The following is a 12,129-nucleotide window of genomic DNA, read 5'->3' as shown; positions in this document are numbered from 1 at the left end:
CTTAATTGTAGGAAAGGCGGGGAGCCCTGAACATGTGTAAATCTACCGAAGTCATGAGCGTTATTACTTCTTCAGCTCGCTTGGACTGATGCCGTAGTATTTTTTGAAAATCTTGCTGAAATGCTCCGGCGACTCATACCCGACCCGCTCAGCAATTTCGTAACGGCGCAGATCGGTATGCAAAATCATCTCCCGGCTCTCCTCCATCCGCAGCTTGATGACATATTCCCACAGGTTGTGGCCTGTATTTTTCTTGAACAGGTAGCTCAGATAATTGGGGCTGACATGGTTCTTTTTGGCCACCTCATGGATAGTTAACCCCTTCTGGGCGTAATTCTCATCGATATATTCCTTGGCTTTCTGAACGATCAGGTTGCTGCGGGTATGCAGTTCATCTGCAGAAGGCTCACCGGCACCCTCATAGCTGTTCCAGTTAAAATCTCCGTAATAGAACACATAGTGGTCGCTGTGCTCCCTGTTCCAGAGAATGGCCCTTGAGGCCTGGCGGTTCAGCACCTCCATGAACGGCAGCCCTTTAAGAATCTGGCTGATCCCGATAACCGCATTCAGGTGCAGAAATTTGTGGATGTTAAAATGCAGGCTGCGGCCCAGCACATCCAGCCTGCTGACCTGACCGGCACCTGCTTCCTCGTAGCTTTTCTCATCCCACTGGATAATTACCGTAATTTCTTCCGCCGGCGAATAAAAGGCAGTCGAGCTCCACTCCTGATCCAGCAGCTCCTTGGCGATGTTAAGCGCGCCGTAGCGCAGCAGCCCGCGGTCACGCGGACTGTACTTGGTGCTGCTGTCTGCCCCCGGAAGCGGAAGCTTGATCTTGAGCACGGCAAAATAAGGGCCTTGCAGCCTAAGCTCATCCAGCTTGCGCATTTCCTCCTCGCTGCCCAGTGCTGCAGCAGGATCGGTAAGCAGCCTGTTCAGCAGCTCGCTGTATGCCGGCAGCGGCTCCTCAAGCCGGAAGCTCTCGCCGATTCCGGCCATCAAACCGGCCAGGTCGGGCGAAGGGCGGTCCATTTTGAGCAGCACATTTCGTACCGAATCGAGAAACTGCTCGCTGTTCAGCGGCTTGATCAGATAGTCCTTCGCTCCAAGCCTGACCGCCATCTGAGCGTACTGGAAGGTTTCATGCGCCGATATAACAATCGTCTGCACCCACGGCTTCGCCAGCTTGGCATGCTGCATCAGCTCAATCCCGCTCATCGCCCCCATCTGGATATCAGTGACCAGCAGATCGACCTCCTCCATCCGGATGCAATCGAGCGCCTCAAAGCCGCTGCCTGCAGTATAGATATTACCGATATCCAGTCCGGAGGAAGCAAGCAGATTGCTTAGGCCTTTACAGATAAGCGGTTCATCGTCGACCACCAAAATATTGAACATTTGCAGATTCCCCCTTCTATTCTTGAACTTCTGTTTTGGGCAGCAGAACGGCCGCAACCGTCCCGCCTCCTGCACGCGGTCCGTAGCTGATGCTATAGTCCGGGCCGAAATGCAGCTGCACACGCTGATTTATATTACGGATGCCGTAGCCGCTTGCCGGATTTGGACTTTGGTCATTGAGCACCCGGGTGATCGCCTCGTAGTCCACCTGCTTGTAGCCGTTGTCTTCTATCGTAATTAGTACATCCTCCCCGAGGACAGCGGCAGTGATGATGATCTCCCCATCCTCCTCCATATTTTTGACCCCATGGATAATGGCATTTTCGATCAGGGGCTGGAGGGTGATTTTGGGAATCAGATTGCTTTTGGTTTCGGGGGCAATATTCCAGGTCACAGTGAACACATAATCGTAGCGGTGCTGCTGCAGCTTGATATAGGCACTGGCATGCTCCAGCTCCTCCTCCAGCGTAATCAGCTCCCGTCCCCGGCTCAGGCTGATCTTCATCAGCTTGGACAGCTCCTTGATCATTTCCGCGGACTCCATATTGCCTTCCAGCGAGCTTTTCCAATAAATACTCTCCAGGGTGTTATATAAAAGATGCGGATTGATCTGCTGGTACAGCAGCTGCAGCTGGGACTCCTTCTGCTTCAGCTCCATCTGGTATTTGTACATGATCAGGCTGTTCAGCCGGCGCGCCATGTCATAGGTTGAGGAGATCAGCACGCTGACCTCGTCGTTGCTGCCCCGCTTCGGCGTTTCCGGCACCCGGTTGCCCGGCTCATACTTCCGCACAAAAAAAGCCAGCTTTTGCAGCGGTGTCATCAGCGAACGCCAGAAATACGTGATAATAATCAGGCCGAATAAGGCGTAGGCCACGGTTATGTACTGAATGACTCTTTTCATCTCGTTCTGCTGCTGGAGCAGCGCTTTTACCGGAACCTTGTAGACCAGCTTCTGCCCGAGCATATGGTTGTTGTTCACCACATAGATGAAGTCGTCGGTAATTACGTCCACGGTTCCCTCAGGATCGCCAATCTCCGCCCCTTCCGGCAGCTCAATAATCTCCCCCGTGGAGTTGGTGCTGGAGGCAAGTACCCTGTTGTTCATATCCGTCAGGTAAATTTCCCCGTCCGGCAGCGAAATCGACTTCAGTGACTCCCCGATCTTGGCCTCCATCTTCGTGACTACAAGCACGCCGATCGTTCCTGCACCGAGATAAATATTATTGACCGCCCGTACATACGCGAGCGTCTTCAGATCCTCAGCCTGCGGGCTGAGCCGGTCCATGAACATCAGGTAACCCCGGCCCTTTTGCTCCACAGCCTGCCTGAACCAGAACGGCTCCTCCTCCTTGGTGAAAAAATAAACGCCTGCTTTCTTCACCTGCGGAAAATTGGGGGCAAAAAAATAATAATTGTTCGGATCGTACACATACAGCGAGTAATAAATCGCGTCTCCGCGCTCAGCACCCTGCGAGTAGCTGCCCAGCAGCTTTTCTATCGTCTCGTAGCGCTCCACCCGCTCCATGATGGGATCCAGCCCGCTCATATTCAGCTGCTGCAGAAAAGGGTTCTGGATCACCGTCGACGTTATTTTGTTAACGGTATCGATGTCCCGGTTGATGATGGCAAAATTCTGCTTGTTCAGCTCCACATAAGCGTTGGTGACATGCCGTTTCAGAACCTGTTCGGCCTTGTAATTCCCGTAATTATTGAGAACCAGAATAGGAGTAAGCATAATAACAAACAGCAGAATCAGCTGCTGCTTGACGTTCAGCCGGACAATCGGCTTGATCAGTGAAGAGAACACCCCGAACCACCTCCAGTTTCAATAATATAACAAATGAAGAAGCGCTTACATATGTTTATTTTAAAGTTTATTAGGTGGGATTGTATGCAATTTTTGCGGCTGGCAGACACCTCCGAGGCTGTGGGTGTCATTACGCAGAACATTTGGGCTTCCGGCCGCTGTTGTCTCCATATTTTATGATTTATACCGCTTGCGGTTAAAATCCGGAGACCAAGGCGGACGCTGACGCTCCTGCAGCTCCAAACCTCCACTCCGCTGCTCCATCCCCTTTTTTGGAAAGAACGCCAAGCGCAATAGATTGCTTACGGGGTGTGGGCAGGGAGAGGCTAACAGTACAATTTTCAAATTAAGTGGAAAAAGGGAACTTATTTCTTCAGCAAACAACGTGAAAAGCATATTAGTTGGAAAAACGCTAATTAATTATAGCAATATCGGCCAATGTGGAGGTTTTACAGGGAAATAAGTGGAGAATTTCCACCTAATCAGCTCAAATGCTGAAAAACGATCTATTTAGATGGCGATAATCCACTTAGTTTACATACAAACAGGCCATCCGGAACTTCCGGCTGGCCTGAATGATGTTGTTGCCCATTGTTCAGAGTGTTCCGGGCAAAAGTGAGTATGGTATGGCTGATTATTTTAAGTAACCTCTGGTAAACGCAATCGAGCCGTCAAAATCCACATAAACATTATGAACATTCGGCTTTTTTAGGACATCCGCCACATAATAGTAGAGCGGGAGGATAACCATTTCATCGATCAGCATTTTCTCAGCCTTGGCATACAGGCGCATCCGCTCTGCAAGGTCCTGCTTTTGCCGTGCCTGCAGGATATAACTGTCATACTGTTTATTGCTCCAGCCGGAATCATTGTCCGCGCTCCAGGATGTAAAGTACTCCAGAAACGCAGCAGGGTCATTGTAATCCGCTCTCCAGCCTGCTCTGGCCACCGTATAGTTCTGGCTGTGGCGGTTATCGAGCAGCTCATTCCAGGCTTGAACTTCAATATTCGCCTTGATGCCCAGGTTTTCTTTCCAGCCGGAAACGATGATAGAGGCAATCAGATCATGACTTTGCTCTGCATTCACAATGATATTGAATTCCGGCAAACTCGTTAAACCCTCTTCCTTCAGACCCTCCTGCAGCAGCTTTTGGGCCGCTTTAACATCTTCTCTGAAATATCTGGAATCCTTAATTTCTGAACGGAAGGTCTGTTTAGCCCCGTGAATGGTTGGAGCAATATCTCCATAAGCAGGAGTACCGTAAGGCAAGCCTTCGCGGACAACAGCCATTGCCAGAGCTTTACGTATCTTGACATTATTGAACGGAGCTTCGTTAACATTAAACTGATAGTAATATAAGCTGGCGTATGGAAAAGTATATTTTTCAGCGGTTATGCGGTCATAATAATCAATCCTTGTATTTTCACCGCTGCCGATCCAGTCGAGCCTGCCATTGAGATAAGACTCGGTGTTCGATGGCTGACCTGCCGCCGGCCTGAGAAATTGAACCTCGGAGAACTGAATCTGCTTAGCTCCGTAATATCCGGAATTTTTGACCAGAACAATTTTGTTAGCATCCCAGGCTGCCAGTCTGAACGGGCCGTTGGTCACCATAGCCTTCGCGCTGGTTGCCCAGCCGGTATTGGCTTTAACCGCTGCTGCGTTAAGCGGCAGATAGATATTCTCGGCGAGCATCTGAAGGAACGTGTAGTTCGGAGCTGCAAGCGTCACCTGCAGGGTATGGTCATTCAGCGCCTTGATCCCTACTTTGGAGGCATCCTTCTGCTTACCGTTGTGATAATCTTCAGCTCCGGCGATCATATACATTTTGAAGGCCATGCTGTTGTAGGACTGCGGAGACAATGCCCGCTTCCAGGCATATTCAAAATCCGCTGCCTTTAAAGGCTGTCCGTTGCTCCATTTGGCGCTGGTTCGCAGAGCAAAGGTATACGTTTTGCCGCCGCCGGATATTTCCCAGGACTTCGCTATGCCCGGCACGGCCTGTCCATTCTCATTCAAGCGCACCAGACCCTCGAACAAGCCTTTAATGACCGATGACTCTGTATCGTTAACGGTCAGGGCGGGATCAAGCAGACCCGGGATAACGTCTACGCCAATTCTTAACACCTGCTTGTTTCCTTCTGCCGAGACCTTCCCCTCCTGCGTAATACCTAAGCTAAAAAGCAATCCCAATGCCAAAAGCACATGAAGCAGCTTCTTCATCTATGATTCTCCTTTTCCCCTGTAAAATCAAACCAATACTACCATCTTATCATGTAACAATACATTCAGATAGAAGAACAGCAAACAGCCGTTCATAAGCTGCAAGAGCTCATGAACGGCTTGGATACAGGATATTCAGGATCGGCTTACTTCGTGTACCCGTTCATCCCCAGCCAGGAAGCGCAGGCGTCTGTCCAGCCCCGGGTATGGGGCTCTTCTTCAGCCAATCCCAGGCCATGAGCCCCGTGAGCGTACACATGCAGATCAAAGGGTATCTGCTGACGGCGCAGCGCCGAGGCAAGCAGCAGGCTGTTCTCCACCGGTACGGCGCCATCATCTGCAGTATGCCAGAGGAACGCAGGTGGTGTATCAGGCGTGACTTGCAGTTCTCCGCTAAGACGGCGGATCAGCTCTTCTGACGGGTTATCACCAAGCAGGTTGGTCCTGGACCCTTCATGTGTCACACCATCCGTCATGGAAATAACCGGATAGCAGAGGATGGTGAAGTCGGGACGGCAGGACTGGCGTTCCAGCGGCTCCTCTGCTTCCTTGTTCCCCCTGTCAAACAGCCCCGATGCCGTAGAAGCCAGATGGCCGCCGGCGGAGAATCCCAGGATGCCGACTCTTTCCGGATCAACCCCGTACTCCCCGGAACGGAAGCGGATCGTACGCAGCGCCCGCTGGGCATCCTGCAGGGCACTCGGATATTGATATGGAGCCACGCGGTAGCGCAGTACAAATGCGGAGATACCCAGTGTATTCAGCCACTCCGCTACCGGGCCTCCTTCATGATCAGCACGCAGCCAGTAAGCGCCGCCGGGACAGATCAGCACCGCAGCGTTATTGCTTCCTTCCACCAGATACGGCGTAATTGCCGGGCAGTCCTCATCGCTTGTTCCCAGCGCTCCCGGAGCCCCCTCCGGCCATAATAACAACGTTTCCATCTGCATCCCTCAGGCTTTCCTTCTATAATAGAATTTCGGGGTTGCTGTTCCCCGACTATTAGTCTATCAAGCCCCTATAATTCATGCAATCCGGAAATGACAATATCCGCCTCGCCCAGCACCTCCGGCCTGCCGATGCCGATTACCCGCATCCCTGCGGCTTTGCCGGCAGCGACGCCTGCTTCGGCATCCTCGAACACAACGCAATCACCGGGCTGCAGGCCCAATTCCTGAGAGGCCGTTATAAACACCTCCGGGTCCGGCTTGGCCCTGGACACCTTATTGCCGTCCACGACAGCATCGAAGAGGTCGGCAATGTTCAGTTTATCCAGGATGAACAGCGCGTTTCTGCTGGCTGAGCCCAAGGCGATGCCGATACCGCTGTCACGCAGCCTGTTCAGGTAAGAGCTGACACCTGGCAGCAGCTCCGATTCATCGAGCTGCGAGATATACTCTACATATAGACGGTTCTTCTTGTCCGCCATGGCAAGCTTATCGGCCTCAGTGAATTCCAGACCGCCTATCTCCAGCAGAATATCCAGCGATCTCATCCGGCTCACACCTTTAAGGCGTTCATTATCCGCTTCCGTAAAATCAAAACCGAGCTCTGACGCGAGTGACCTCCAGGCCAGATAATGATATTTGGCTGTATCCACAATGACTCCATCCAGATCAAATATTGCACCTTTCATTTGCTTCAGCATGCTATAATCCGGCATACATTCCTGACCTCCCTGTTGTTACTTTAGCCTGATACCCGCCAGCTGTTATTCAGCAGCAATAGTATTGTCATTGCCATTGGCACCCGCAGCGCCGGCTCCCGCCGTCCGCAGCATCAGCTCCGCTCCGGGCCGGCATAAATGGTCTGCACTGCCAGACGCGCACACCATAAGAGCGTCCCTGTTATCCGCCGCAGCGCTAACGGTTATCTCCTCCCGGCTGACTCTCAGCCGGAAGCTGTCGCCCTGCAGGCTCAGTGGCAGCTCCACTGCTGTCCAATGCTCGGGCAGCGCCGGCTTCACCTGCAGCGTCTTCCCGTCAAACTGCACGCCGGCAAAACCGAGCACCGCCGCCATCCAGGCTCCTCCGTTCGCAGCCGGATGCGTTCCGCCGATATACAAATTCCCGACATACTGCTTGGATTCTCCGGTCAAATCCACAGTAGCGGTACGCATAAAGTAAGGGTAACCCCAGTCGGGTGAACCGATATCTGCCGCTACCAGCGCATAGATACACGGGCTCAGGCTGGAACCGTGCTCGGTCCGCGGTTCATAGTATTCCCAGTTGGCCTGCTTGACTGCTTTGGAGAAGGAGCTTTTGAACAAATTCAACATCAGCACCACATCAGCCTGCTTCAGGATGGTAGTCGTAGTCGCAAGCCCGTTGCCGCCGCCCAAGTATTCATTAGGGTGGAGCACCCGGGCTTTCAGCTCTGCCAGCGGAATATCCTCCAGCCTAAAGTAGCGGTCAAACTGCTCAATGAGCAGGGTGTCCGGATCAGGCTGCGGAACATAGAAGGCGTCCAGCATCTCCCGGAATTCCTTCAGAAAAGGTCCCTCCGCGAATTGTACGGCTAGCTGGTGATACTGCTCCGGATACACGATCTGCAGCAGCTCCGCACTCTCCAGAGCCACCTCCAGTGTCCGGCGCACCAGGGCATTGGTGAAAGCATTGTTGTTCACCCGCTCATGGTACTCATCAGGACCGGTAACATCCAGAATTTCATAGCGCTGCTTAACCGCATTATAGTAGGCATAGGAATAGAAGAAACGGGCGCATTCCCAGATCACCTCGGCCCCGCCGTCCGCCAGCAGGCTGTTATCCCCAGTGAACGTAACGTACTGCCAGATGCCGTAGACAACATCCGCGCTGATATGCACCTGCTTATCCCGGAAATAGGTGCGCATCGGCCGGCCTGTGAATACATCATTCACATTAAAAAGCGTACAGGCATCGTCGCCTGTATCCTGGCTCTCCCAGGCATAAAAGGCGCCCAGGTAACCATATTCAGCCGCCTTACGCCGCGCACCGTCCAGAGTATGCACCCGGTACATCAGCAGATTGCGCGTTGTGCCAGGGTCGGTGTGCAGGAAAAAGGGCAGCATGAACATCTCCGTGTCCCAGAACACAGCGCCTTTGTACACCTGACCGGACAGGCCTCTGGCCGGAATGGATACCTTCTCCGATTCTGTCGGAGCAATGATCAGCAGCTGATAGATGCTGTATCTGAGCGCAAACTGCGCGGCGTCATCCCCTTCAATGAGGCAGTCGCTCCGCTTCCAGCGTTCCGCCCAGGCTTTACAGTGGGCCGCAAGCAGTTGTCCATATCCGGCTGCTTCCGCTGTACGGACATTCTGCACGGCCGATACGGCCGGATCGCTGCAGTCCAGCTCCGTATAGACTGCCGCATACTTATACCATTCGTAAACCTCTCCGGCCTTGGCGTCAAAAGCGATGATCCGCCCCACCCCAACACCCGCCGCTTCCTGTGTCTCAAAACCGCACACAGTCATTTCCGCGACCGCCACGGGCAGACCAAGCTCACCTGTCACTGCTGTTGACAGAAGTACTCCCTCTTTACGCTGCTCCTGCAGTCCGTATAAGTGCGGGCCGTTAATATCCCACACCTCACTGTCAATCCCCGTCTCCAGCTCAATCCGGCAATCTGACGAGGCAACCAGGCTAAACCTGGCTGCCAGCACATGCAGCTGATCCATGCTGACGAAGCGCTCAGCGGTATAAGACAGCTCGCCTCCGTCGATGCTGTATACCGTCTCACGCTTGTGTACCGCCGCAGATATATCCAGCTCCTGCCTGTGCGACAGCGGCTCTGCGTCAAGTACTCCCAGCCGTTCACCGTTGCAGCGGAGTCTGGTGAACAGCGGGTTCGGCGCATTTACCGGCTCCCGCCATTTTCCTCCGGCCTGATCGTATACTCCGGCAAGCGTAATTGCAGCAAGCTGCTCCTTCCCGAATTCCTCCAGCGTTCCGCGGCAGCCCATATAGCCGTTTCCGGTCATATATTTATTGCCGTTCGTAACGATATTCTCCCGGCTGAATTCCCGGTCCTCTACCATCCAGCTCATCCGGCCACCAGCCCTTCAGCGAGCGGAAGCGTTACAATATCCCGGCCAACGCTCACCTGCTGTCCGTACACCATCATTTCTGTGCTGCCGCCGGAAACAGCCTGTATCTGTACCCCCTTCTGCCCAACCTCCAAACGGACCAGTACTCCTTCATACTGTACATGGAAGCTGTAGGACGTCCAGCGCTCAGGCAGCGTTGGACTGAAGCTGAGCCGCTCCCCGTCTGAACGCATGCCGCCGAACCCGTAGACGATATTCATCCAAGCCGCAGCAATCGAGGTGGTGTGCAGTCCCTCACGGGTATTGCGGTTATAATTATCCAGATCCAGCCGGGTGGCGAATTCGAAGAACCGGTATGCCTCATCATGCTTGCCGAGCTCACTGGCGAGAATCGAGTGAATGGACGGTGACAGCGAGGATTCATGGATACAGCGCGGCTCATAATAGTCATAATTGGCCAGCTTGGCTTCTCTGGTAAATTCACTGTTATACAGGAACATGAACATCAGCACATCAGGCTGCTTGATCATGTCATAGCGGTACAGCCGGTCATAGGACCAGTTCGAATACAGCGGAAACTCCGTCACCGGAATGGAGTGGATATCCATATGCGGCATATCAAAGAAACCGTCATGCTCCTCATAGACCCCGCTTGCCGGATCAGCCGGAATCTTCATATGCTCCGCTTTACTTGCCCAGTCTGCCAGTTCACCATCCCGGAGCCCAGTCAGGGCAGCCAGCTGAGCAAACCGCTCCGGCACAGACTCCCGCATTTCAGCCAGTGTGTCTCCTGTGTACTCGAACAGCTTTTTGGCCATCAGATTGATATAGCAGTTATTGTTTACCATCAGCTGAAATTCATCTGGACCCATTACGCCAAAATATCCGTACTTCCCGCTGCGTGCTCCCCACTGTCCGCGGGTGGCATAAAACCGGCTGATCTGAATCAGCATCTCGGCGCCTTTACTGTAGAGAAACTCCTTATCACCCGTATTTTTTACATAATGCCAGATGCCGTAGGAGACAGCCGTCCCGACATGCAGCTGCAGATTGGAGTGCTGCCACAGGTCACAGCTTTCCGTTCCGTCGATGGTTGCTATCGGATAGCAGGCTCCCTCACAATCCACATCCCTGGCCCGCTGCATGGCCTCCGGCAGAGTCTTATAGCGGAATTCCAGCAGGCTGCGGGCTGCCTTCGGATTGTTAAATATATAAAAAGGCAGGCAGTATGACTCCGTATCCCAGAAAGCCAACCCCCGGTATGCTTCGCCTGTCAGTCCCTTCGCCCCGATGTTATAGCCCGGATGGTCGCCGTGGTATGTCTGGTACAGCTGGAAGATACAGAAGCGGATGCCCTGCTGGTTCTCCTCATCTCCTTCAATACAGATGTCGCTGGTCTCCCAGATCCCGTTCCAATAAGCGGCCTGTGCAGCGAACACCTCTGATGCTTCAAGCCTTGCCGCCTCCACGGCAAGTTTCATTCCTTCCTCCCACAGCTGCTCTGGAGTATGCATGCCCCCGGTGTCCGTACAGTTTACGGCGAGCTTCGTATAATAAATATTTTGCCCTTCAATTAATGGCAGTGTGAAGGACTGGCCGATAAATCGCTCCCTCTCTGACACTGACAGGTTCAATTCAGCCGGCGACTGAAGAACATACCCCGAGAACAGCTTGTTGCCCGTAGTAAGCGTCTCCGCCATGACCGCCGTAACACCATCTGCCGAACCGCTTCGCAGGCTTTTCCACATACTTTGGCCCCGCTCCTCATGGACTGCCCCACAATCAAGCCCTGTACGCACCTGCACCTCACCCGTGAAATTAAGCGGCTCAAAAGCCACCCGCTGCAGCCCGAGATGTGACATCGTCATGCTGACCAGCCGGGTGAACGTGATCTTCAGCTCTTTTCCGCTCTCCAGCACCCACACAAATTCACGGCAGTAAGTACCGGTGCGGAAATCCAGCCTGCGGCGGAAATCCCTCACCTTACTGTGAGCCAGATCAAGCTGTTCGCTGTCAACAGTAATCCGGGTATACAGCCAGTCCACTGCATTCACCATATAACGCAGCGAGCGGATAATCCCTTTATAATGGCTCCCGGTGGCGTACTCTTCAAATAATCCGTTAAAATAGCTGCCCAGCAGCATATCCCCCGAATACCCCTCCTCCGGATAGCCGCGCACCCCCATGTATTCATTGCCCAGCGAAAAAATCGACTCCGATACTCTGTTCCGCTCAGGATCAAAACCTTCTTCGATTACCGCCCACGGATCCACCTTTAAATATTTATCCGCTACTTTAGCCATGTCTGATTTCTCCTTCTCCGTTTTTTGATGCACGCAATAAGCGTATCCTCCATCTATCACAGGGCCAATGTCAGGCTTTAACGGAGTTATGTGCATTTTTACGGAGTTGAATAAAATCCGCATTTCACAATATAATCTATAAGAAATGTCTCCTTTCAGCCAGAAAACACAAAATAACCGCCTCCCAACAATTGTGCAAATTGGGAAACGGCTGTTATAATAGACGAATATATATGGATTTTCCCCTGTCACGGTGAAAAACGTATCAATTCTCACATATTTGAAGTGAAAATTATCACAATGTTAAAAATTCGACACTTTTTCGCAAAAATTTTTAACCATAAAGAGGAATTACCATGTATAA

At 52.6% G+C, this 12,129-nt stretch carries 7 protein-coding genes; all 7 read right to left on the bottom strand.

Annotated features, from left to right (window positions below):
- Nucleotides 1–63: 63 nt before the first annotated feature.
- The gene (locus M2108_RS07455; protein WP_277468598.1) at nt 64–1,398 is read right to left on the bottom strand and encodes a response regulator; all 1,335 of its coding nucleotides are present in this window, start codon (nt 1,396–1,398) and stop codon (nt 64–66) included.
- Nucleotides 1,399–1,414: 16 nt separating this feature from the next.
- Nucleotides 1,415–3,136, bottom strand: coding sequence for a cache domain-containing sensor histidine kinase (locus M2108_RS07450; protein ID WP_277468762.1), 1,722 nt, complete (start codon nt 3,134–3,136; stop codon nt 1,415–1,417).
- A gap of 706 nt (nt 3,137–3,842) precedes the next feature.
- A complete protein-coding gene (locus tag M2108_RS07445; protein WP_277468599.1) occupies nt 3,843–5,432 on the bottom strand; it encodes a peptide ABC transporter substrate-binding protein in 1,590 nt (529 codons plus the stop codon).
- Nucleotides 5,433–5,578: 146 nt separating this feature from the next.
- Nucleotides 5,579–6,376, bottom strand: coding sequence for an alpha/beta hydrolase (locus tag M2108_RS07440; RefSeq protein WP_277468600.1), 798 nt, complete (start codon nt 6,374–6,376; stop codon nt 5,579–5,581).
- A gap of 74 nt (nt 6,377–6,450) precedes the next feature.
- Nucleotides 6,451–7,095, bottom strand: a complete 645-nt coding sequence (pgmB, locus tag M2108_RS07435) for a beta-phosphoglucomutase (RefSeq protein ID WP_277468601.1) — start codon at nt 7,093–7,095, stop codon at nt 6,451–6,453.
- Between the two features lie 48 nt (nt 7,096–7,143).
- A complete protein-coding gene (locus M2108_RS07430; RefSeq protein WP_277468602.1) occupies nt 7,144–9,462 on the bottom strand; it encodes a glycosyl hydrolase family 65 domain-containing protein in 2,319 nt (772 codons plus the stop codon).
- Complete coding sequence (locus M2108_RS07425) at nt 9,459–11,765, bottom strand: glycoside hydrolase family 65 protein (RefSeq protein WP_277468603.1); 2,307 nt, start codon at nt 11,763–11,765, stop codon at nt 9,459–9,461. The genes M2108_RS07430 and M2108_RS07425 overlap by 4 nt, the downstream gene beginning before the upstream one ends.
- Nucleotides 11,766–12,129 lie beyond the last annotated feature (364 nt).

This window comes from Paenibacillus sp. PastM-3 (genome assembly GCF_029893965.1).
Classification (GTDB): Bacteria; Bacillota; Bacilli; order Paenibacillales; family Paenibacillaceae; genus Paenibacillus_AQ.
The sequence above is the reverse complement of the archived record's forward strand: the minus strand, read 5'-3'. Positions and strand labels throughout refer to the sequence as shown.

Coding starts and splice junctions, on each gene's coding strand:
- M2108_RS07455 (WP_277468598.1), bottom strand. CDS start 1,398: ATGTTCAATATTTTGGTGGTCGACGATGAACCGCTTATCTGTAAAGGC.
- M2108_RS07450 (WP_277468762.1), bottom strand. CDS start 3,136: ATGCTTACTCCTATTCTGGTTCTCAATAATTACGGGAATTACAAGGCC.
- M2108_RS07445 (WP_277468599.1), bottom strand. CDS start 5,432: ATGAAGAAGCTGCTTCATGTGCTTTTGGCATTGGGATTGCTTTTTAGC.
- M2108_RS07440 (WP_277468600.1), bottom strand. CDS start 6,376: ATGGAAACGTTGTTATTATGGCCGGAGGGGGCTCCGGGAGCGCTGGGA.
- pgmB (WP_277468601.1), bottom strand. CDS start 7,095: ATGCCGGATTATAGCATGCTGAAGCAAATGAAAGGTGCAATATTTGAT.
- M2108_RS07430 (WP_277468602.1), bottom strand. CDS start 9,462: ATGAGCTGGATGGTAGAGGACCGGGAATTCAGCCGGGAGAATATCGTT.
- M2108_RS07425 (WP_277468603.1), bottom strand. CDS start 11,765: ATGGCTAAAGTAGCGGATAAATATTTAAAGGTGGATCCGTGGGCGGTA.